The sequence below is a fragment of the Enterococcus sp. DIV0800 genome (genome assembly GCF_050559735.1).
Taxonomy (GTDB): Bacteria; Bacillota; Bacilli; order Lactobacillales; family Enterococcaceae; genus Enterococcus_A; species Enterococcus_A devriesei.
The window spans coordinates 560,930-583,355 of record NZ_CP187898.1 but is presented as its reverse complement, the minus strand read 5'-3'; the positions used below and the strand labels follow the sequence as shown (position 1 = coordinate 583,355).

General features: G+C 41.0%; 29 protein-coding genes and 2 tRNA genes. 1 reads left to right on the top strand and 30 read right to left on the bottom strand.

Annotation, left to right across the window (positions count from 1 at the left end):
* The first annotated feature begins 3 nt into the window (after positions 1-3).
* Entirely contained in the window at positions 4-612 is a 609-nt protein-coding gene (locus IGI54_RS02745) for a TetR/AcrR family transcriptional regulator (protein WP_430621092.1), read from the top strand.
* Positions 613-884: 272 nt separating this feature from the next.
* On the opposite strand, the gene IGI54_RS02740 is transcribed toward IGI54_RS02745, so the two are convergent.
* The 30 genes from IGI54_RS02740 to IGI54_RS02595 all read right to left on the bottom strand — a co-directional run bounded on the left by IGI54_RS02740 (position 885) and on the right by IGI54_RS02595 (position 22,418).
* A complete protein-coding gene (locus IGI54_RS02740) occupies positions 885-1,055 on the bottom strand; it encodes a hypothetical protein (protein WP_169818940.1) in 171 nt (56 codons plus the stop codon).
* Positions 1,056-1,286: 231 nt separating this feature from the next.
* Positions 1,287-1,358, bottom strand: a tRNA-Gln gene (locus tag IGI54_RS02735).
* A gap of 1 nt (position 1,359) precedes the next feature.
* Positions 1,360-1,443 (bottom strand) — tRNA-Tyr (locus tag IGI54_RS02730).
* A gap of 81 nt (positions 1,444-1,524) precedes the next feature.
* The gene (locus IGI54_RS02725; protein ID WP_216429524.1) at positions 1,525-1,755 is read right to left on the bottom strand and encodes a DUF2969 domain-containing protein; all 231 of its coding nucleotides are present in this window, start codon (positions 1,753-1,755) and stop codon (positions 1,525-1,527) included.
* Between the two features lie 82 nt (positions 1,756-1,837).
* A complete protein-coding gene (locus IGI54_RS02720) occupies positions 1,838-2,482 on the bottom strand; it encodes a CBS and ACT domain-containing protein (RefSeq protein WP_071862299.1) in 645 nt (214 codons plus the stop codon).
* A 5-nt stretch (positions 2,483-2,487) separates the two neighbouring features.
* A complete protein-coding gene (locus IGI54_RS02715) occupies positions 2,488-3,189 on the bottom strand; it encodes an ABC transporter ATP-binding protein (RefSeq protein ID WP_071862300.1) in 702 nt (233 codons plus the stop codon).
* Positions 3,189-3,965, bottom strand: coding sequence for an ABC transporter ATP-binding protein (locus IGI54_RS02710; RefSeq protein ID WP_071862301.1), 777 nt, complete (start codon positions 3,963-3,965; stop codon positions 3,189-3,191). Before IGI54_RS02710 ends, IGI54_RS02715 begins: the two co-directional genes overlap by 1 nt.
* Entirely contained in the window at positions 3,946-4,920 is a 975-nt protein-coding gene (locus tag IGI54_RS02705; RefSeq protein ID WP_216429522.1) for a branched-chain amino acid ABC transporter permease, read from the bottom strand. Before IGI54_RS02705 ends, IGI54_RS02710 begins: the two co-directional genes overlap by 20 nt.
* Before the next feature lie 9 nt (positions 4,921-4,929).
* The gene (locus IGI54_RS02700; protein WP_071862302.1) at positions 4,930-5,808 is read right to left on the bottom strand and encodes a branched-chain amino acid ABC transporter permease; all 879 of its coding nucleotides are present in this window, start codon (positions 5,806-5,808) and stop codon (positions 4,930-4,932) included.
* 114 nt (positions 5,809-5,922) lie between these two features.
* Positions 5,923-7,086 (bottom strand): ABC transporter substrate-binding protein, encoded by a 1,164-nt coding sequence (locus IGI54_RS02695; RefSeq protein WP_071862303.1) that lies wholly within the window; start codon positions 7,084-7,086, stop codon positions 5,923-5,925.
* 474 nt (positions 7,087-7,560) lie between these two features.
* A complete protein-coding gene (gene yidD, locus IGI54_RS02690; RefSeq protein WP_216429519.1) occupies positions 7,561-7,845 on the bottom strand; it encodes a membrane protein insertion efficiency factor YidD in 285 nt (94 codons plus the stop codon).
* Between the two features lie 145 nt (positions 7,846-7,990).
* Positions 7,991-8,167 (bottom strand): DNA-directed RNA polymerase subunit beta, encoded by a 177-nt coding sequence (locus IGI54_RS02685; protein WP_071862304.1) that lies wholly within the window; start codon positions 8,165-8,167, stop codon positions 7,991-7,993.
* A gap of 12 nt (positions 8,168-8,179) precedes the next feature.
* Positions 8,180-9,481 carry a UDP-N-acetylglucosamine 1-carboxyvinyltransferase gene (gene murA, locus IGI54_RS02680; protein ID WP_313630364.1) on the bottom strand — a complete coding sequence of 434 codons (1,302 nt, stop codon included), beginning with the start codon at positions 9,479-9,481 and terminating at the stop codon, positions 8,180-8,182.
* A gap of 47 nt (positions 9,482-9,528) precedes the next feature.
* Positions 9,529-9,762, bottom strand: coding sequence for a DUF1146 family protein (locus tag IGI54_RS02675; RefSeq protein WP_071862306.1), 234 nt, complete (start codon positions 9,760-9,762; stop codon positions 9,529-9,531).
* 355 nt (positions 9,763-10,117) lie between these two features.
* The gene (locus IGI54_RS02670; RefSeq protein WP_010746747.1) at positions 10,118-10,552 is read right to left on the bottom strand and encodes a F0F1 ATP synthase subunit epsilon; all 435 of its coding nucleotides are present in this window, start codon (positions 10,550-10,552) and stop codon (positions 10,118-10,120) included.
* Positions 10,553-10,565: 13 nt separating this feature from the next.
* Positions 10,566-11,966 carry a F0F1 ATP synthase subunit beta gene (gene atpD / locus IGI54_RS02665; protein ID WP_071862307.1) on the bottom strand — a complete coding sequence of 467 codons (1,401 nt, stop codon included), beginning with the start codon at positions 11,964-11,966 and terminating at the stop codon, positions 10,566-10,568.
* Between the two features lie 22 nt (positions 11,967-11,988).
* Entirely contained in the window at positions 11,989-12,894 is a 906-nt protein-coding gene (locus tag IGI54_RS02660) for a F0F1 ATP synthase subunit gamma (protein WP_071862308.1), read from the bottom strand.
* A 15-nt stretch (positions 12,895-12,909) separates the two neighbouring features.
* A complete protein-coding gene (gene atpA, locus IGI54_RS02655; RefSeq protein WP_071862309.1) occupies positions 12,910-14,436 on the bottom strand; it encodes a F0F1 ATP synthase subunit alpha in 1,527 nt (508 codons plus the stop codon).
* Positions 14,437-14,455: 19 nt separating this feature from the next.
* Positions 14,456-15,001, bottom strand: a complete 546-nt coding sequence (atpH, locus tag IGI54_RS02650) for an ATP synthase F1 subunit delta (protein ID WP_071862310.1) — start codon at positions 14,999-15,001, stop codon at positions 14,456-14,458.
* Positions 14,991-15,512, bottom strand: coding sequence for a F0F1 ATP synthase subunit B (gene atpF, locus IGI54_RS02645; RefSeq protein ID WP_430621091.1), 522 nt, complete (start codon positions 15,510-15,512; stop codon positions 14,991-14,993). The genes atpH and atpF overlap by 11 nt, the downstream gene beginning before the upstream one ends.
* Before the next feature lie 93 nt (positions 15,513-15,605).
* Positions 15,606-15,821: an ATP synthase F0 subunit C gene (atpE, locus tag IGI54_RS02640; RefSeq protein WP_010746753.1), complete on the bottom strand. Its 216-nt coding sequence runs from the start codon at positions 15,819-15,821 to the stop codon at positions 15,606-15,608.
* A 33-nt stretch (positions 15,822-15,854) separates the two neighbouring features.
* Entirely contained in the window at positions 15,855-16,568 is a 714-nt protein-coding gene (gene atpB, locus IGI54_RS02635; protein ID WP_071862312.1) for a F0F1 ATP synthase subunit A, read from the bottom strand.
* 289 nt (positions 16,569-16,857) lie between these two features.
* A complete protein-coding gene (gene smpB, locus IGI54_RS02630) occupies positions 16,858-17,322 on the bottom strand; it encodes an SsrA-binding protein SmpB (protein WP_071862313.1) in 465 nt (154 codons plus the stop codon).
* A 3-nt stretch (positions 17,323-17,325) separates the two neighbouring features.
* A complete protein-coding gene (gene rnr / locus IGI54_RS02625; protein WP_216429515.1) occupies positions 17,326-19,704 on the bottom strand; it encodes a ribonuclease R in 2,379 nt (792 codons plus the stop codon).
* Complete coding sequence (locus IGI54_RS02620; RefSeq protein WP_216429513.1) at positions 19,704-20,450, bottom strand: alpha/beta hydrolase; 747 nt, start codon at positions 20,448-20,450, stop codon at positions 19,704-19,706. Before IGI54_RS02620 ends, rnr begins: the two co-directional genes overlap by 1 nt.
* Before the next feature lie 132 nt (positions 20,451-20,582).
* Positions 20,583-20,819 carry a preprotein translocase subunit SecG gene (gene secG / locus IGI54_RS02615; RefSeq protein WP_071857487.1) on the bottom strand — a complete coding sequence of 79 codons (237 nt, stop codon included), beginning with the start codon at positions 20,817-20,819 and terminating at the stop codon, positions 20,583-20,585.
* 80 nt (positions 20,820-20,899) lie between these two features.
* The gene (locus IGI54_RS02610) at positions 20,900-21,193 is read right to left on the bottom strand and encodes a GNAT family N-acetyltransferase (RefSeq protein ID WP_276327099.1); all 294 of its coding nucleotides are present in this window, start codon (positions 21,191-21,193) and stop codon (positions 20,900-20,902) included.
* Between the two features lie 52 nt (positions 21,194-21,245).
* The gene (locus IGI54_RS02605) at positions 21,246-21,518 is read right to left on the bottom strand and encodes a (4Fe-4S)-binding protein (RefSeq protein WP_071862317.1); all 273 of its coding nucleotides are present in this window, start codon (positions 21,516-21,518) and stop codon (positions 21,246-21,248) included.
* A gap of 65 nt (positions 21,519-21,583) precedes the next feature.
* A complete protein-coding gene (locus tag IGI54_RS02600; RefSeq protein ID WP_071862318.1) occupies positions 21,584-21,919 on the bottom strand; it encodes a hypothetical protein in 336 nt (111 codons plus the stop codon).
* Entirely contained in the window at positions 21,906-22,418 is a 513-nt protein-coding gene (locus tag IGI54_RS02595) for a gamma carbonic anhydrase family protein (protein ID WP_430621090.1), read from the bottom strand. Before IGI54_RS02595 ends, IGI54_RS02600 begins: the two co-directional genes overlap by 14 nt.
* Between the last annotated feature and the right edge of the window lie 8 nt (positions 22,419-22,426).

Sequence of the window (22,426 nt, the reverse complement as noted above, 5' to 3'; positions counted from 1 at the left end):
CCCATGCCCAAAAAAATCGACTTAAGAGTGAAACGAACGAAAAAAATGATCATGGAAGCTTTTATCCATTTAGTAGAAGCAAAAGGCTTTGATAATATCACTATACAAGAGATCGCTGATGAAGCTATGATCAATCGAGCAACCTTCTACGCCCATTTTAAAGACAAGCAAGATTTATACGACCATATTTTCAAACAAGCCATCGATGCCTTCACTGAAGTCCTCGATCCCGATCAGATCGTCCAAGGCAATCGTCTGAAAGTCAAACAAATCGAATTTGTCTTAACCAATATTTATCAGCAGATCCAAGCCAATCGAAAATTCTTTTTGACGGTCATGGATGCCTCTGGAAATGAAATGCTGCGGAAAAAGATCGCGGAAATTTTAGATATTAAATATGCCCACGTCTTCAATCGTTTAAAGATTACCGAGAATGATATCGAAGTGCCCCTAGACTTTATCATTGAATACATGACGTCGATCTTTGTTGGTACCCTCCATTGGTGGATCACCAGCGATACAATGATGGATGCCGGTAGTCTAGCGAAGCTCGTTATCAAACTAGTAGGCAATGGCCATTTGACGATTCTGGGAATAGAGATTGATCGTTAAATGAGAAAAGCTTTCGCGAACTCGCTCAGCTTTTGAGCAATAAGACCAAACTATTGATAAATGACTGAGAAACACAAAGTTTTAACTTTGATGTTGAACAGTTCCTACTTGGTGTTTCTCAAATTTCGAAATTGTTTTGCTTATTGCCGATAAAGCTAGTTTGTGAAGCCGGACATGGCTAGACCTGCTGTAAAGCGATCTATTCATCTAAAAATTTATACTTCCTTTATAGTCAAAAAAAAAGTGCGCTCAGAATATCTGAGCGCACTTTTTTAATGATTTCTAGATTTCCATTTAATCGTATGACGCGTAGGGCGTAGAGTACGAACACGGGGAGCTTGCCCCTTTTCTTTGGTTACTTCTAATGAATGATCCTTCACTGTGCTATAAATTTTTGTTACCGTGTCTGTCAGTAGTTCTTTTACTTCTTGCACTTTATTCATTGCCATCAGCTCCATTCTTTCTCTCTTCTTTAATGTAGCCTAAATTTGAAAAGGCTTCAAGCAATTCAGCTGGTCAAATTGCGATTAGCGGGGAAAGCGTAACTGACAAAAAATTTTACAGAAATGGAGCATTTTTTCAAAAGTCGAAGAAGCTAGTTAGTTTTTTAACAGCGTTTACTGGAAAATATATAAAAAAACGTGAGCTGCATCTGCAACTCACGTTTTACGTTACTGGGGTAGCTGGATTCGAACCAACGCATGAGGGAGTCAAAGTCCCTTGCCTTACCGCTTGGCTATACCCCAATGGTGGAGGAGAGTGGATTCGAACCACTGAACCCTAAGGAACGGATTTACAGTCCGTCGCGTTTAGCCACTTCGCTACTCCTCCATCTAGGTTTTTATTATTTAAAAACCCGACTCAGTTATAATACCTAATCTCAAAAAAAAATGCAAGTATTATTTTTCAATTTTATTCATGTAAATTCCAACTGCGGATCACATTCTCGATTCCGTCATCTAATGTACGAAAACTTCCTAGTAAACGATCGTCGCTATAAGCCTGAAACACTTTGTTTTCTGGGATTACTTCACCAATCATTTTCTTACCGATCACTAGCTGCGTAACAGTCACCGTTTGACCATTGATCGAGCGTTCTTCTTCTTTGATCTGAACTTCGATATCTTTATTTTTTTTAGACATAGCATTCCCTCCGACTGTCATTTTATCATACTCCAAAAGAAAACAACAACTGGCTACTCTAATTCTGAGTAGCCAGTTGCAATTATGGATTCGTTGTTACTGCTCGAATGACTTCATAGCCAGCGTTGGTTAGGATTTCTTTGATTCGGTCCGTTTCTTTACTGCTTAATTGAATCTCAACAATTGTTCCATTATTTTTGTGATTGGCAATGATTGTCAAAATACTCAACTCATTATCGGCTAACAGCTTCGTCACTCGTGCCAACACGCCTTTTTTATCTTCAATGATCTTTAATTGAACGCGGGTGCCGCCTTCATGATAGCCGGTCAGTTTCAAAAAGGCGTCGAAGATATCATTATTGGTAATAATGCCAACTAACTTTTCCCCTTCTAATACCGGCAATACATTGATTTTGTTTTGCCGCATCAAGAAAATGCCATCTTCTAATTGCGCATCTGGCGAGATCGTTTTAACCTCTGTGATCATAACGTCCGCTACTACCGTCTTATTCAACAAATAATTAACTTCATGGACACTTAGGCTAGTCGCTTTAGAGGGCAGCGCTTCTTGAATCGTTCCTTCAGTGATCAAACCGACTAGTTGTTCATTTTCAAGAACAGGCAAGCGGTGGATATCATATTTTTTCATTAAATCGACCGCATCAAAAATTTTTGTCTTTGGCGAGACGGTCACTAATTCACTCGTCATAAAATCTCTTACACTCATTTTTATTACCCTCCTAGATAGGCTTTCTTCACTTCGTCGCTGTCTAATAATTCTTGGCCGGTGCCTGACAAAACGACCTTCCCAGTCTCCAAAACATAGCCACGGTCTGCAATCGATAACGCCATTTTGGCATTTTGCTCGATCAACAGCACCGTTGTACCTTGTTCTTTGATTTCCTGGATAATATTGAAAATTTCTTTAATGAAAATCGGAGCCAACCCCATTGAAGGCTCATCTAGTAACAACAAGCGAGGCTTTGACATTAAGGCTCTCCCCATCGCTAGCATTTGCTGTTCGCCACCAGATAAGGTGGAAGCATCCTGTGTCAATCGTTCCTTTAAAATCGGAAATTTTTCATAGACATGCTCGTAATCTTCTTTTAACGACCCATCTTTCCGTAGATAAGCACCCATTTCTAAATTTTCCAAAACGGTCAAGCCAGAAAAAACATGGCGACCTTCAGGTACTTGAGAAATTCCTTGAGCGACAATCTTTCGTGGGGCTCTTTTTTGAATCGGTTTACCTTCAAATTGAATCGTTCCTTTTGATGGCTGGATCAAACCTGAAATGGTGCGAAGGATCGTTGTTTTTCCCGCTCCATTAGCACCAATCAGTGAAACGATTTCTCCTTGATTGACCTCAAAGCTGACATCCCGCACTGCTTGAATCATTCCGTAATGTACTGAAAGGTTTTCGATTTTTAACATTATAGGTCACCTCCCAAGTAAGCTTTGATGACTTCGGGATTGTTTTTGATCTCATCTGGATCGCCTTCTGCCAAGACCCGACCATATTCCAGTACATAGATGCGTTCACAAACATCCATAACTAGACTCATATCATGTTCGATCAAGAGGATCGTGATTTGAAATTCTTGTTGGATTTTACGGATCAACCCTGTTAAAGCTGCCGTTTCCTGCGGATTCATCCCTGCCGCTGGTTCATCTAAAAATAAAATTTTAGGTTTTGTCGCTAATGCTCTCACGATTTCTAAGCGGCGCTGCTCTCCATACGGCAAATTGCGAGCTAGATTTTCCGCTTTGTTTTGTAAATCAAAAATCGTTAATAATTGCAGTGCTTCTTCTCGCAAGGCCTCTTCTTTATTATAAAAAGTTGGTAAACGCAAGACGCTCGAGAAAAAGCCTTCCTTATTTTTACTATTCATCGCGATCAGTACATTGTCCAACACCGTCAAATCTTTAAACAAGCGAATATTTTGAAACGTTCGACTCAAACCTAAGTCTGCGATCGCATAGGGCTTTTTACCGTTCAAACGCTGACTTTGACCATCAACTTCTAAGAGAACGTCCCCTTCACTAGGTTCATATACACCGGTGATCAGATTAAATAAAGTAGTTTTTCCAGCACCATTGGGACCAATCAAACCGACTAATTGATTTTCTTCTAATGCGATATTGACATTGGAGACCGCCGCCAAACCGCCAAAGTTTTTCGTTAACTCTTTAATTTCCAACAGAGGCATTTTGGTCATCTCCTTTTTTGAATTTATTCAACAGCTTCTTCACGGACAATTCTTTTGTCCCTAGTAAGCCACCTGGCTTAAAGATCATTAAAATAATCAACGCCAACGCATAAATAATCATCCGTAAAGCACCGAAATCTTGGAGATACATATTGATGATCCCTAACAAAATGGCAGCGATAAAGGTTCCTGTGATACTTCCGATTCCGCCTAAGACGACCAGAATCAAAATATCTACCGATTTGGTAAACGCGAAGTCCTTCGGTGCGATCGATTGCAAATAACCGGCATAAAGCGAACCAGCGATACTGGCAGTCATCGCGCCAAAGGCAAAAGCCATGACTTTATATTTCGTCGTATTTACACCCATTGCTTCTGCAGCAATCTCATCCTCACGAATCGCCATCGTAGCACGTCCTGCACCCGAGCGAATATAGTTGACGATAAATAAGGTGGTGATCGCCATAAAGCCATAGACCATCTGCCAATCAACAAAAGGCTCGATCCCAAACAAACCGGAAGGACCATTAGTAATGTCTTTAAAGTTAATCAATAAGATACGGATGATCTCCGCTACCCCTAAAGTTGCTATGGCTAAATAATCGCCACTTAAACGTAGCGTGGGAATTCCTACCGCAACTGCGATGATTCCAGCTAAAATGACACCGACAGCCATGCCTAAAAAGAAACCGGCATAAGTTGGCATACTCATCGAGACTAACGCCGCCCCATAGGCACCAATCGCCATAAAACCGGCGTGACCTAATGAAAACTGACCAGAGAAACCAATAATTAAATTTAATCCGACCGCTAAGATGACATTGATTCCGATTTGGACCATGATATTATCTAAAAATAGGTTGACCATGCCCGCCGAATAAGCAATATACAAAGCTGCGTAACCAAGCACGATCAGAGCCAGCCAAATCAAATTGTATTTTAAATTCTTTTTCATTTGATCCACCTACACTTTCTCTTTCACATGTTTGCCTAATATTCCGGCCGGACGAACTAACAAAATCAAAATCAAGACCGCATACACGACCGCATCTTTAAAGTCCGAGAAGCCTAACGCCGTCGTGATTGTTTCGATTAAACCAATCACGAAACCACCAATCGCCGCACCAGGAATAATCCCGATACCGCCTAAAACAGCCGCGATAAATGATTTCAAGCCTGGAATATAACCCATCATTGGATCAATCGAATTGTAATAAAGACCAATCATCATCCCGCCAGCAGCAGCCAACGCAGAGCCTAATGCAAAGGTAAAAGAAATCGTCCGATTAACATCGATTCCCATCAATTGAGCCGCGTCCGTGTCGACACTAACGGCTCGCATCGCTTTTCCCATCTTGGTCTTTTGGACAATTATATTTAAGGTGATCATCAAGAATAATGAAAGACCTAAGATCAATAATTGAATATTAGAAACACTTAAAAAGCCGATGTTAAATACTTGCAACTTAATCACCTGCGGAAAAGGCCGCGTCGTTGAACTAAAGAAATAAATCATCGTGTTTTGCAATAAATACGAAACTCCGATTGCCGTAATCAAGGCCGCGATCCGAGTAGAGTTTCGCAGTGGCCGATAGGCTAAAAATTCGATTACTACGCCTAGAACCGCACTACCTGCCATCGATAAGATCAGTGCAGGGAAAAAGCCCATATTAAACTGATTAATTAAAAAATAGCCAATAAAAGAACCAATCATATAAATCTCACCATGAGCGAAGTTGATCAGTTTAATAATACCGTAAACCATTGTATAGCCTAGTGCCATCAGAGCATAGACACTCCCTAGAAAAAGACCATTTACAATTTGTTGGATAAATATTTCCATGCATATCACATCACTTTTCTAAAAAATTAAGGTTAAGCAATTCTTTGCAGCCTTTATTCGAAAATAAGGGTCTGTGACAGATGATTGTCACAGACCCCGGTCTGCTCCGAAATGTTAAGGATTTACCGTTTCAGCAGAAGATTCTTTTCCATCTGTTAGACCAAGAACGACCGCTGATTTCACAGGGTTGTGGTCTTTGTCCATCGTAATCTTACCAGTAACACCAACGAAGTCTTTCAAGCCAGCTAAGCCTTTATCAATCGCTTCTGGTGTCGCTTTGCCTTCGTCTTCAATCGCTTGTTTGATCATGTAAACAGAATCATAAGCCAATGCATTGAATGAAGATGGCTGCTTGCCATATTTGTCCTCAAATGCCTTCACAAACGGTTCTACTTTGTCGGTTGCTGGAGCTTTAGTTGAGAAGTGACCAGTATAATAAACATTTTTCACATTGCTTGCGCCTGCAGTTTCAATCAATTTTTCATCCCCAAAACCATCAGCACCGATGATTGGCTGTTCGATTCCCATTTCACGCGCTTGCTTGATGATTAAGCCTGCTTCCGTATAATAACCAGGAATATAGATAACATTGAAGTCTTTATCTTTGATTTTAGTCAGCATTGCTTGGAAATCTTTATCGCCAGCGGTAAAGTTTTCTTCAGCGACGATCTCACCTTTATACGTATCTTTGAAGGCCTTTTTCAGACCGTTCGCATAATCACTTGAGTTGTCCCCTAAGATTACTGCTTTATCGGCTTTTAGATTGTCATCTGCGTATTTCGCTAAAACGATCCCTTGAAAGCTATCTTGGAAACACGCACGATAGATATAGTCTTGGACCTTGTCTTTTTGAACCGTAATCGCATCGTCTGTTCCAGAAGGAGTAACCGCTGGAACCTTCGCCTTAGTTAAATTCGGTAATGTCGCTTTGGCCGCGCCCGATGTCGCCGGCCCAATGACTGCTACAACTCCGTCTTTAGTTGTCAAATTCGCTGCAACCGAAGCTGCCTCGTTATTATCAGATTTATTGTCTTTTGCGATGTATTCAATTTTTTTGCCGTCAATCCCGCCGTCTTTGTTGATTTCTTCAACAGCTAATTTGACGCCTTCGTTTTCCGCTTCACCATAAGCTGCTACCGCGCCGGATAATTCGAAATTCCCACCGATTTTAATCGTCTTCGCATCTTCTCCGCTAGTATTATCGCTTGCTTTAGGCGATCCACATGCGCCAAATAAAAACAACCCTGCTGCCAATGCAACTACTGTTCTTTTCTTCATCCTGTTTCCCCCTAATAAAATAATGATAATTGGTTAAGATAATAAAGAATATATAGGAAAAAACTCTCACTGTCAATTAAATTTTCTGAATATTTTAATAATTCAACAATACTCAAACAATTTATAGCGCTTCCATTCCTAATGAGTAGCTATCAAATAACTAAAAAAAAAGCTTCCGACTTGTAAATAGTCGAAAAGCTCTTTTTTAAATAACTCATTTTTTTATTCATACCGCATCAATAATGGGCTTCTTTTTAAGTCCCTTAAATAAAGTTTTCGGAACAATTCAGTCAAAATCTTAAATTATTTTCCATACAACATCTACTTGTTTTCAAAAAAGCAGAAGACAATACAATAACCTATGGATTTCTTTATTAATGAAAACGTAATCTTGAAGATATTTTTAATTTAATTTTCATCAAAATTCCCCTCTAAAAAGTGGTACTGAAGTCGCCTTTTTGACATTGCCTTAAGTCAACTGTTCTTCGCTAAATAATCCGGCTCCTCTTCATCTACCAAATTCTTTTTCAACGAAAAATGGACAGGTACATAATCAATGCCGCCTCGAGCAAAAGGATTACAGCGCAAGATCCGAAAAATCCCCATTGTGCTGCCTTTTATCGCCCCATGTACTTGAATCGCCTTGATCATATAACTGGAACACGTCGGATAATATCGACACGAAGGCTGGAACAAAGGCGAGATAAACCGTTGATAGCCTCGTACGATCATAATTAGTCCTTTGCCAATAAAACTCATTTCATCACCTCAAATTTGGCTGGTTTCGCGAACACACCAGGTCGCGAAATCAGACATCAAAACACTTTTCCTACTAGCAAAAAGAGATTGCCCCAAAAATTTGGTGCAACCCCTCATACTAGACATTCTGTTATAAACAGCTTTATTAATGTACAAATTCCAAAATATGCCGCCACACGCCAGGTAATAAAACCTTAAACGGATTACCTCCGCCCATAGCGCCATAGCCGATCATACTACCAACAATAAATAATAGAATACCTGCCAGCAAAATCGCTACGATTCGGATTAAGCTACGTAAGATATGTTCACTCGAACTCATATATCCACTCCCTTAAGCCAATACTGTTGCTGTGTTCGCCGCCTTCTTATCTTCAGAATTCACACGTTCTACATCGGCACCTAATTGTTGCAACTTCGTATGGAATTCATAGTATCCACGATCTAAGTATTTTAGATTGCGTACACGGGTAATTCCCTTCGCCCGTAAGCCAGCTAATACTAAAGCTGCTGCCGCACGTAAATCCGTAGCATAGACTTCTGCACCTTGAAGTTCAGTTGCACCTTTGATCAACGCAACATTGTTGTCAATTTTCACTTGTGCATTCATTCTACGCATTTCTTCTAAATGTTGGAAACGATTCTCAAAGACCGTTTCTGTGGTTGTGCTGATACCTTCAGCTACCAATTGAATAGCTGTCATTTGCGCTTGCATGTCCGTTGGGAACCCAGGATGAGGCATTGTTTTAATATCTGTTGCTTTCAATGTCTTAGGACCAATGACTCTTAAACCATCATTTTCTTCAGAAATTGAAACACCCATCTCTGTTAATTTAGAGATCAACGGACGATTGTGTTCTGAAATTGCGCCTTCAATCAGCACATTGCCTTCAGTCATTGCTGCTGCCACCATGAATGTTCCAGCTTCGATCCGGTCTTGAACAATCGGATGAGAAACCGCATGAAGATGTTCTACACCTTCAATACGCATGATCTCTGTACCAGCTCCATGAATGTTTGCGCCCATTTTGTTTAAGAAGTTCGCTAAATCAACGATTTCTGGTTCACGAGCGACGTTTTCAATAATGGTTGTTCCTTTAGCTTTAACAGCAGCCATCATGATGTTTTGCGTCGCACCGACACTTGGAAAATCTAAGTAAATCGTATCGCCGACTAATTCGTCAGCAATTGCTTCGATATAGCCATTTTTTTGGATAATTTTTGCGCCTAACGCTTGGAATCCTTTTAAATGCAAATCGATTGGACGTTTACCAATGGCACAGCCGCCTGGCATAGCTACCTTAGCATGTCCATTACGAGCCAACAAAGGACCCATTACGACGATTGACGCCCGCATTTTACTCACATATTCATAGGGAGCTTCCACGTTTAATTGACGCGTTGCATCCACTGTGATTTCTTTTGTTTCTTCATTAAACTCAACATCCGTGTTCAAAAAACGGATCACTTGATTCATGGTAAAGACATCAGAAAGAATCGGAACATTGCTTAATGTTGTCGTTCCTTCTTCAGCTAATAGAGTCGCAGCTAAAATCGGAAGTACAGCATTTTTTGCTCCTTCAATCTGTACAGTTCCATTTAATTGTTTGCCACCACGAACGATGATCTCTTCCATTGTATTCCCTCCAAAAAGCTAATCGAATTCTCTTATCTTATATGTACCTAACTAAATGTCAAAAAAATATTTTTACACAAAAGGATAATCTCTAAAAAGAAGTTGCTACAAGTATAACCTAAAGCAATCGCCAGCATCATCAATGTCAGTCGGACTTGCGTTTCCTTAAATGATTTAAAGAGATTCTCAATCCGTAACGATCGTAACGCCCAAAAAGCTAAATAAATAAAAGCAAAATGCGACACGATTCTGACTAGTGCGTCGATTCCAAATACCTGCATAATCAATTTCCTTTCAAAAAAAATCAACAGTTGGATTATATCACAGTTTCATGTAAAGAAGAATAGTTTGCTTACTCAAAAGCCTATAAAAAACCTTTTAAAAAACTTAAGCTTTTATAATTTTTCATTTAGTAACTGTTATATTTCACTTAGACTTGAAAAAAGTTTTCTTAAAAATTCTATTGTGCCTTATTTGTCATAATAGCTAATAATAATTGTTTATTTTAGTTTTTAAGGCTGACTCCCAATTCCCCCTGTCCTCTTTTATTTGAGGAACAATAAAAATATTGGACTAGGCAACTCTTCTTTCTTTTATAAAAAAAGAAGATCAACTTGAGATTGATCTTCTTTTTATTTAACGATGTTTTGAAACTTTGATTCGATTCATAGCACGGTGCAACGCAACTTCGGCCCGACTCAATTGGTCGGTGTCTTGTTTTTCCCGCGCTTCTTGAATCCGCGCTTCCGCCCGTTGTTTTGCTCTTTCAGCACGTGACACGTCGATATCGCGTTCACGTTCAGCCGTGTCGGCGATGATCGTTAAGACATTGTCCCGAACTTCCATAATTCCCCCGTTGACTGCGATCCAGTCAACGTGTGTATCAGAGTCCGTACGACGAACTCGAACCTCGTCGATCGCAAGAGGCGCAATGATCGGTGCGTGGTTCGGCAAGATCCCGATCTCACCCGCAACTGTTTTTGCAACTACGATAGTTGCATTGTGATCATAGACGTTACCATCTGGAGTAACAACGTTCACTTGCAGAACTTTGTTTTTTTCTTGTTCCATCGGGCACCTCTTTCTAGTAGCCTAAAGTTTTTGCTTTTTCTACTACGTCTTCGATAGTACCTACACTACGAAATGCTTCTTCGGGAAGGTCATCGTATTTTCCTTCAAGGATTTCTTTGAAGCCTTCAACAGTTTTTTCAACTGGAACATATGAGCCTGGAAGACCAGTAAATTGTTCCGCCACGTTGAAGTTTTGTGACAAGAAGAATTGAATCCGACGTGCACGTGACACAATCACTTTTTCTTGATCAGACAATTCGTCCATCCCTAAGATTGCGATAATATCTTGTAACTCGCGGTAACGTTGTAAGACACGTTGAACTTCTGTCGCTACACGATAATGTTCTTCACCAACGATTTCAGGTGCTAAGGCACTTGAAGATGAAGCCAATGGGTCAACGGCTGGATAGATCCCTTGCTCTGTTAACTTACGTTCCAAGTTGGTTGTTGCATCTAAATGGGCGAAGGCTGTCGCTGGCGCAGGGTCAGTATAGTCATCGGCTGGCACATAGATGGCTTGGATCGAAGTAATCGAACCTTTTTTAGTAGAAGTAATCCGTTCTTGTAATTGACCCATTTCAGTTGCCAAGGTTGGTTGATACCCAACGGCTGATGGCATCCGACCAAGTAAGGCAGATACTTCTGAACCTGCTTGAGTGAAACGGAAAATGTTGTCGATAAATAGCAACACATCTTGTCCTTCTTCATCACGGAAATATTCAGCTAAAGTTAAACCAGTTAAGGCAACTCGCATCCGGGCACCTGGCGGCTCGTTCATTTGTCCAAACACCATGGCCGTTTTTTCAATTACGCCTGAATCTTTCATTTCATAATAAAGGTCGTTCCCTTCACGAGTCCGTTCCCCAACACCGGTAAAGACGGAAATCCCACCGTGTTCTTGGGCGATATTATGAATCAATTCTTGGATCAATACAGTTTTACCAACACCGGCACCACCGAATAGTCCGACCTTACCACCTTTTAAGTATGGGGCTAATAAGTCGATAACTTTGATCCCTGTTTCTAAAATTTCGTTACTTGTGCTAAGCTCTTCAAAGCTTGGCGCTTTTTTATGAATCCCGCTTTTTTCTGCATCTTCAGGAAAAGGCGCTTCTTTGTCGATAGTTTCACCTAAAACGTTAAACACACGACCCAATGTTTCTTTCCCTACTGGTACTGAGATTGGTTTGCCGGTATCGACAACTTCCATCCCACGTTGCAAACCATCCGTAGATTCCATGGCGATCGTGCGAATAACACCATCACCAAGTTCTAAAGCTGCTTCAAGAACGACTTTTGTTTTATCATTTTTATAAACAATCAACGCATTGTTGATGTCTGGTAAGGATTGATCTAAAGAAAATTCCACGTCGACAACGGGACCAATAACTTGAACAATCTTGCCTGAACTCATGTTTTTTCCTCCAATCTTGAAATTATTCTAACGCGGAAGCCCCGCCGACAATTTCTGTAATCTCTTGGGTGATCGCCGCTTGACGTGCACGGTTGTATGAAATGGTCAAATCATCAATAATTGAACCAGCGTTATCTGTGGCGGTCTTCATCGCTGTCATCCCAGCTGCGTGTTCCGCCGTTTTGGCATCAACGATCGCACCGTAAATCAAGCTTTCCGCATATTGCGGCAGCAATTGATCAAGGATCGCTTCTTTTGATGGCTCGAAAAGATATTCCTCACGATACGTTTGTGCTTCATTTGGATCTAAGTCAGAGATCGGCAGCATTTTTTCTACTCGGAACTGACTAGACAATGAATTGACGTGATGGTTGTAACATACGTACAGTTCATCAAAGACTTGATTTTCATACATACTAGTTGTCATTGAAACGATTTTTCGTACTTCATCAAAGCTTGGTTGATCCGATAAATTGCGCAATTCATAAGCTAATTTAACGCCGCGAGCTTTGAAAAAGTCCGCTCCGGTTCCACCAATGGCTAATAACACATATTCATCGGCAGAATCATGATCATCTTCAAGCATTGTCATCGTTTGTTTTAAAATCGAGCTATTGTATCCGCCCACCAAACCGCCATCAGAAGTAATCACAATATAGCCCGTTTTTTTGACTGGCCGATTTAACAACATACTGTGATAGTTGATGCCGCCTAATTGACGACCAGAATTAGCCAATTCGGTTAATTCACTGGCTGTTAAGTGAGTTAAGACTTCCCGTACCTTTGAAGCATACAATTGGAATTTTGACGAATACAGTTCAGATTTCGTTAACTTTGAAGCAGAAACCATTTGCATAGCTTTGGTGATTTGGCTTGTCTTTTTCGTCGATGCAATCCGTGTTTTGATTTCATTTAAGGATGCCATGATTTTTTCTCACCTCGATTATGCTTTTTCTTTGTTAGCAGTTGATGCGTCAAAAATGTCTTTGAATTCTTGGATCGCGCTATCTAATTTTTCAGCTTCCGGCAATTCTTTCGTCTCACGAATTGTCGCGAATAAATCAGAATGGTTCGTTTCTAAGTATTCAAATAATTGCGCTTCAAAATCTAAAATACTATTGACTGGAATACTATCAAGTACGCCATGCGTCAAGGCATAAAGAATCACGACTTGTTTTTCAACAGGAAGTGGATCATGTAATTTTTGTTTTAGAACTTCAACCGTCCGACGACCACGATTTAATTTTGCTTGTGTTGCTGCATCTAAATCTGAACCGAATTGGGTAAAGGCTTCTAATTCACGATAGCTGGCAAGGTCCAAACGAAGGGTCCCGGCTACTTTTTTCATCGCTTTGATTTGTGCTGAACCACCAACCCGTGACACGGATAAACCAGCATCAACGGCTGGACGAATACCAGCGTAGAACAAATCGTTTTCTAAGAAAATTTGTCCATCAGTGATTGAGATCACGTTAGTAGGGATATAAGCGGAGATATCTCCGGCTTGTGTTTCAACGAATGGCAAGGCTGTTAATGAACCACCGCCTAATTCGTCAGAAAGTTTTGCTGCACGTTCTAATAAACGTGAATGCAAGTAGAAAACATCCCCTGGGTAAGCTTCACGACCTGGCGGACGACGTAATAGTAATGAGAGTTCACGATAAGCAACGGCTTGTTTTGATAAATCATCGAAGACGACCAAGACGTGTTTGCCGTTGTACATAAATTCTTCACCCATTGCTGTTCCAGCGTAAGGCGCAATAAATAATAGCGGTGCAGGTTGAGAAGCACCAGCTGTTACGACGATGGTGTAATCCATCGCACCAAATTTACGAAGTGTTTCCACTTGTGAACGAACGGTGGATTCTTTTTGTCCAATAGCGACGTAGATACAAATCATATCTTGACCTTTTTGGTTGATGATCGTATCAATCGCAATCGAAGTTTTCCCAGTTTTACGGTCACCGATAACTAATTCACGTTGGCCACGGCCGATTGGAACTAAGGCATCGATAGCTTTTAAACCTGTTTGCATAGGTTCTGAAACGGATTTACGTTGCATAACGCCGGGAGCCATAGCTTCCACTGGACGCGTTTTGCTCGTTTCGATTGGGCCCATGCCGTCGATTGGTTGACCTAGTGGATTCACGACCCGACCAATCATGTTATCGCCAACAGGCACTTCCATGATTTTACCGGTCCGTTTTACTTTATCTCCTTCACGAATGGACTCAAATTCACCTAGAACGATGATACCTACATCATTGCTTTCTAAGTTTTGTGCCATTCCGTAAGAGCCGTTAGAAAACTCTAACAGTTCTCCACTCATTGCATTTTCTAAGCCGTGGGCACGGGCGATTCCGTCCCCAACGTAAGTAACTGTTCCGATTTCTTCAACCGACAGTTTGTTGTCATAATTTTGAATCTGTTCTTTAATTAAAGCACTGATTTCTTCTGCTTTGATGGCCATTCATTTCACCTCTTCTTCTCTACTTTTTACTAAGTGCTGCTCGTAGACCATTTAATTGGCTGGCGAGGCTGCCGTCGATCACTTGATGATCGGCTTCAACAATGACACCGCCGAGAATTGATTCATCAACTAACGGGGTTAACGTGGCCTTCTGGTAGCCAAAAACATCAGCGACTTTTGCTTCAAGTTCGTGTTTCTTTTCTTCAGAGAGCGGAACAGCCGTAGTGACTGTACCGTGTGCAATTTTATTTAATTCATCATAGCGATGCTCGTATTCATCAATCATGAACGGAAGATCATCACTGCGATTGTACTCAAAAACAACTAGTAGAAAATTTTTAATGATCCCTTCAAAGTTGCCGGTAAAAGCATCCATAATCGCTTTCTTTTCGGCACCTGTTAAACGAACATCCGTTAAAATATTTCCTAGATCGGGAATTTCTTTACAAATTTCTCGAACGGTCAACAACTCTTGATAAACGGCATCGGCGGCTTTATTTTCGATCGCCAATTCAAACAAAGCTTTTCCATAACGTTTACCAACAGTGTATTTATCAAGCTTCATGTTTCGTATTACCTAGCTTATCCATATAGTCGTTGATCAAATCTTGATGCGCATCTTGTGAAAGCTCTTTGCTCAAGATTTTTTCTGCGATTTGTAGGGAAAGAGCAGCCACGTCATCTTTAACAGAGGTCAAAGCATTGTCTCGTTCGTCTTTGATTTCGGCTTGCGCCCGATCTTTCAGACGAGAAACTTCTTCTTTGGTGTCTTTGATGATGTTTTGGCGACTTAATTCGCCGCTTTCCTTCGCATTTTTGATGATGTCTGCCGCGTCACTACGAGAGCTGGCTAACTGAGTTTCACGTTCTTTTTCCAACTCAGCTGCTTTGTTTCGTGATTGTTCGGCAGAATCTAGATCATTGGCGATCTTATCTTCACGTTTTTGTAAGATGTCTTGGACGGCACCCCACGCGAATTTTTTCAATAGCGCCATTAATATCACGAATGATAATGTAACAGCGATTAAATTACCGAGCGTTGTATTGACAGTCTCAGCAATAACTAGATTCGGCATACTCGGTCTTCCTTTCTGTTCGTCTTCCTCATTTAAGGATCGTCATTCGCTCCTTAGGCTTAGCTATAAGCCTTAATAAAAAAGCGTCATTTATTAACCTTGGAAAACCATCAACATACCTAATACTACACCTAGAATTGGCACAGCTTCGATCAAACCAACACCGATAAACATTGTTGAACGAATTTGTCCTGACATTTCTGGTTGACGTGCCATAGATTCAATTGCTTTTGAGATTACTTGTCCGTTACCATAACCAGCCCCAATTGCGGCCCCCATGATTGCGATTCCTGCACCGATAAAGTTCATAATAAATTTCCTCCTAAAAGTGTGTTAAATTTTTTATTCTACCTCGATTTTATGACTGATATAAACCATCGATAGAGTTGTGAAAACGAAAGCTTGGATACTACCAATAAATAATGAGAATGCGATCCAAATCATTTCAAGCGGAACAACTAGTGGCAAGGTGATCCAGCCAGTACTAGTTACAACACTTGCAATCAATGAAAGCAGTACTTCACCGGCAAAGATATTGCCGTAAAGACGCAGACCTAACGTAATAACATTGGTGAATTCTTCCATCAACTTGATCGGGAACAAGCCCGCAGGTGTAAAGAAAGAATTTTTAATGTAACCACCTAAGCCAAATTTTTCTGACCCAAGGTAATTCGCCAAGGTCAATACTAGTAACGCCAACCCCATTGTTACAAATGGGTTTGCTGTTGGACTCTTCCAATACGTGACATCGTTTCCTGAAACGATTTTAGTGATAAGCCCGATTTGGTTTGCCACAAAGATAAATAAGAACAACGTAAATGAGAACAAACTAAAATTTCTGACTTCTTTACGCGGCATGTTGTCACCAACAATGTTCGTCGTAAAATCAATGACCCACTCAATTGCGTTTTGTTTGCCTTTGGGTTTCAATGATAGGTTGCGTGTAAACGCAAAAACAATGAGAAAGACGATGATACATGTCAAAACAATCATTGACGTTACCGTACCGTCAAACCATACGGGACCTATATGGAAAACCCAAGATTTTTCATTCAATCCAGTTCACCTCTCTTCTCAGCGATTCGCGTCAGCTCATGCTTGCTTAGCGCTGCTCGTCAAAATACTATCGTATGTTACCACCAGAGAAAGAAAATTTCAAAGAATTTTCCTAAAAATTTTCGAATAAGTCAAAGAAAATTTTAAGTGTGTTATTTTATTCTTGCTAAAATCCGCTCTGGTTACTAATTTAGCCCGCAAAACAGCTAGTATAGATTGTAACTAATCGTATCAAAATCCATAGTGAAGTAAAGAAATTATCATTAAATATGCGAAAAAGAATATTTTGTTAACGAGAATAATTTTTCAACGTCCGACTAATCTGTCGATCGACATCTTTTCGCTTCAACGTTTCACGTTTATCATATTGTCGTTTCCCTTTGCCGATACCGATCAAAACTTTGGCGTAGCCATCCTTCAAATAGACTTTCAAAGGCACGATCGTGATTCCGGCATTTTTTAATTCTCCGGCCAAACGTGCGATTTGTTTTTTATGAAGCAATAATTTCCGTGTTCGCAAAGGATCATGATTGAAAATATTTCCTTGCTCATACGGACTAATATGGACATTGTATAAAAAAGCTTCGCCGTTTCGAACACGAGCAAAGCCGTCCTTCAAATTGATCCGGCTATTGCGAATCGATTTGATTTCCGTTCCTTGCAAAACAATCCCCGCCTCCATCGTGTCGATGATCGTATAATCATGACGGGCCTTTTTATTTTGTGCAACGAGTTTTCCTTCCCCTTTTGGCATCTGCTATCCCTTCTTTCTACCTGGTTTTTTCTTTTTGGCCACCGATTTGTAAAAAGGCTTCTTGCCTTTTTTCTTTTTCTTCTCTTTTCCCGCAGCGGGACGATCTGAATTTTTCGGATGATTTTTATTGGTATTTTGATTATTCTTGCGTCCACCGGTTGGCTTGCGGCGCTGATTGTTGCGACGATTGTTTCCTGGAACCTCCAGTGCGGGAATTTCTTCGGCTTCAAGCAGCTCAAAATCAATTTCCCGTGTTTCAGGATCAGATTTCGTGACCTTTACTCGCACCTTTTGCCCTATTTTAAAGGTTTGGCGTGTCCGTTCACCGACTAAAGCTAATTGATTTTCAATAAAGTGGAAATAATCTTGTTTTAATTCATTGAGATGGATCATACCTTCAACCGTATTCGGCAGTTCGATAAAGATCCCGAACTTTGTAACAGAGCTGATTATCCCATCAAATTCTTCACCGACTTTATCCGCCATATACTCCGCTTTTTTCATGCTGTCCACTTCACGTTCAGCATCCACTGCCCGACGCTCCATCTTCGAACTATGATCAGCGATTTCAGGCAGTGCCTCTGCCCACTTGGCTTTTGTCGCTTCCCCTTGATCCTGACTATAGGTCCGAATCAGACGATGAACAATCAAATCAGGGTAACGACGAATCGGCGACGTAAAGTGCGTATAATATTCAGCAGCTAAGCCATAATGACCATAGTTGTCTTCAGAATAGCGTGCCTGTTGCATGCTTCGTAAGAGCATCGTATTGATGACTGGTGCTTCCGGTTTGTCTTCTACCTCGTCAATAACTTTTTGTAAATCTTTCGGCGTAATGGTATTTTTTGTCCCTTTAACTAAAATACCCAAGGCAGATGCAAAATCAAAGAAACGCTGCATCTTTTCTTCCTTCGGCTGTTCGTGGATTCGATAGATAAAAGGCAACTTCAAGCGATTAAAATGCTCTGCAACCGTTTCGTTGGCGGCTAGCATAAAGGATTCGATCAATCGTTCACCGACTCCTCGTTCCCTCAACTCAATATCCATTGGACGGCCCTCTGGATCAACTAAAATTTTCGCTTCACGATCCTCAAAATTGATTGCTCCACGTTGGATACGACGGGCTTCAAGGATCTGATGCAGTTCTTTCATTAGTTGAAACATCGGCACTAGCTGTTGATAACGTTCTAACGTTTCTGGCTTTTCCTCTTCCAAAATCTCATTGACTGCCGAATACGTCATTCGCTCAGTCGTTTGAATGACACTCTGGAAGATTTCATGCTGAACAATCGTTCCACTTGGATCGATCTCCATCTCACAACTCATCGTTAAACGTGGCACCTGCGGGTTCAATGAACAGATCCCATTTGATAAACGCTGAGGAATCATTGGAATTACCCGATCGGTTAAATAAACGCTGGTTCCTCGTTCAAAGGCTTCTTTATTTAAGATGCTGTCTTCTGTCACATAGTAGGAAACGTCGGCGATATGAACACCTAAAAAATAATTACCATTGTCTAGTTTACGAACAGTCACCGCATCATCTAAGTCTTTCGCATCAGCACCATCGATTGTCACGATCTGTTGCTCCCGCAGATCTCTGCGACCAACTAGATCCGACTCTGAAATTTGATCCGGCACTTGCTCTGATGCGGTCTGGACTTCTTCAGGAAATTGTGTCGGAATCCCTTGGGCAATCACGATCGATAAAATATCCATCCCTGGATCATTTTTATGACCGATGACTTTTGTCACCATTCCCTCAAGACTGGTTGCATAGCCTTTTTCCGGATAATGGGTGATCTCAACGATAACGACACTGCCGTCCACCGGTTGAATCCCTTCAGCTGTGATAAATACTTTAAACTGCGCACTTTTTTTATCCTTTGGTGTTACGTAGCCAAACAAATCCGATTCTGCGATCTCATCCACATCAAAGGCAGTGAACTCACCAACCAATTGTTGGACTTTCCGTTCTTTGATGGAAACGACTTGGCCTTCTGCCCCACGATCAGCAAACAGATCCGCTGTTTTTTGAATATCGATCATAACGATATCGCCATCCATTGCAAAATTCGTCGCATCCTTCGGAATGAACACATCTGGTTCTTCCGGATCGATCGTTACAAAACCGAAGCCTCGTTCGTTACGACGAAAGATTCCTTCAACTTCGATTGGTTGGAAAGGCAGCTTGATGCGACCCTTTTTATTAAACTCTAAGGTCTTTTCCCGTTCCATTTGCGCAACCGTTTGAACCAACAGCTTGTAGTCCTCACTTTTACGCATGTCTAATGCTTCTGCCAATTCTTCCATTGAAAGACTTTTTTTAGTGGCCGCTTTCAATCCAGCCAGTATTTCTGCTTTAATTGTTTTTTTCTCCATTATTTCTCTCTCCAGCCAAGACCCGCTAAAAAATCAGCAACGTCTTGTTCAAATTGTCTTCGTTCAGGTCCTACCGTAATAACATGTCCGCTTTTAGGATACCATTTTAACGTAAAGGCTGCCTGCTGCAACTGTTCCGCCGTTTGAAAAACCCCTTCCGCTTCAATCATCTCATCTTGACCTGCCTGTGCCATAAAAAAGGGCGCTTGGATCGCAGTTAATTTTCCATAAGCTCGTCTCGCTTGCGCCTCGATTGTAGCAAGTTGTTTTTCGACTAATGGATGATACGTCGTCAGCTTTTCATCCGTTAGGACTTCTCCAGCTCGTTCGATTACTTGCTTGGCATATAATAGGAAGTTTTCAGCTACTTGCGTTTTCACTGGCGCGATTGGTGAGCAAAAAAAGCCGCCTCCAACAAAGTCCTTTGAAGCTTCCGTTAATAAACGGGTTGAAAAAATACCCCCCATTGATAATCCTAAAACGGCAATATCTCGATAGCCTTTTGCTTGTAAAAATTCTACTGCCTGTTGACTATCTTGCCACCAATGCTCTGAGCTTTCATGCAAAATATCCAAAGGGTCTAGCGTGCCATGTCCCTTAAATAGCGGGGCGTAAACTGTATAATCTAATTTTTCTAACGAACGTGCCAGCATCCGTACATCATTCGGACTGCCAGAATAAGCGTGCAAAAGTAACACCGCCCGCTTTCCGTGGGGCAAGAACAACGACTCAGGTAATTGAACCATTCTTTCCACTCCTTTTCTTCTATCTTAAAGTGTACTTGATTTACATTAAATACAAAATTAGAAAGGCTTCGTTCAAAAGTTTGTTCGTGAAACTGAGCCACAAAAAAAAGACCTCTCAAGCGAGAGGCCGTTTTATTTGCTTGATAGAAACATTAAGACGAAGAGCAAAATCATCCAAACCGCACCTAAAACTGCAGTCGATCGTTGCATCACAGCTTCAAAGCCGCGCGCCTTTTGTTTTCCGAACAATTGATCCGCACCGCCAGTAAATGCACTCGCAGCACTATTTTGTTTGCTAGGCTGCATCATAATCGTAATGACGATGATCACTGACAACACTAAGATAACGCCCAAAATAAAATTATACAAAAGATGACCTCCTTATTCCAAACTACCTCATTTTTTACTTTAGCATAATCGAAGCTGTTTGACTAGAGAGGAAAACGAACTTATTTTCTTAAAACGTCTGCATATTCTGGTTTTTCTTCAAACTCTTTTTTAGCAAATGGGCAAAGAGGGATGATTTTTTTACCATCTTTACGTGCTTTTTCAACGCCAGCCGCAACTAATTTTTGTGCTAATTGTTGGCCACGGTAAGTTGGGTCAACAAAGGTATGATCGATGATCATGATTTCAGGACCTGCATTTGACCAAGTCATTTCGCCCGCTTCGTTTCCTTCGTCGTTTAGTAAGACAAAACGTTCTTTTTCTTCTTTGATTTCCATAATAACGCTCCTCTGAATAAAAGTTTTTGATGAACTATGGGATACCCTTAATTAGCTTAGGAAAATCCCGTTATACTTCTGCTTTTACAATGTATTTCAAGGCGCCGCTCGGACACGTATCCACGACATAGCTGGCATTTTTCACACTGCCATTATCCGGGATGATCCACGGTCTGCGTCCCACCTCAAAAATTTCTGGATTGCCTCGGACACAATTTCCGATATGCGCGCAAATATCTTTATTGTAATAAATATCAATGCCCTCACCATGATATTTGCGATAACCTTGAGCCAATAATTCTTCTTCATTTACAGGCTCTTGATCAAATTTACTTCCGTCCATTTTTTATCACTTCCTTTAAGTAAGATTATAAAGAAAATCAAAAAAAATTTACACTAAATCGTCTTTTAAGCTAAGAGTTCGATTAGAGTCTGCATCGCCTGATGCGCATCACCCTGATCCGGAAACGCCAAAGTAAATGTTCGTCCGCCTAAGGTCTCGATTAACAATTCAAAGACACCTGATTGTTGCCGCAAGGAAAAGGGTTTCAAACTTTCTGCCGTAAAATAAACGTTTCGTGGTTCCTTGGTCAGATCATCTTCTTCTAAAACGTGCAACCCGCGGTTAGAGAAAATCAATAATTTTTCGGTTTGATCTTCGTAAATCGCTAACTGATTCAGACCTTCTTCGGGAAAAAGCGCCCGCAGTTGTGCTTGCAATAATAAAAAGCTAGTCTCCTTCATGGGAAGCTCCTTGTGAAGAAAACGCGGGAAATACCTTATTCAAATAAGCTTGCCCTAATTCATAATAATGCTCCGCGTTCTCACGATTTTTTTCGATCTCCGCGGATGTCAATTGGCGAATCACCCGAGCAGGCGAGCCAAAAGCCAGCGAGTTGGCTGGAATAACGGTTCCTTCGGTTACTAATGAGCCCGCTCCAATCAAACTGTTTTCTCCGATCTCCGCGTGATTTAAAATGGTTGAGCCCATTCCTATCAAAGCCCCTGAATGAATCTTACAACCGTGAATGATACAGCCATGCCCGACCGTCACATAGTCACCGATCTGAGTTGGCGCGTCATGATCCACATGCACGATCGACCCATCTTGGATATTACTTTTTTTACCGATTGAAATTTTGGTGCTGTCTCCTCTTAAAACACTTTGAAACCAAATCGTCGAGCCAGCCTCAATGGTTACGTCTCCAAATACATCTGCGCTATTTGCAATAAATTCTGTCATCGTCCTCA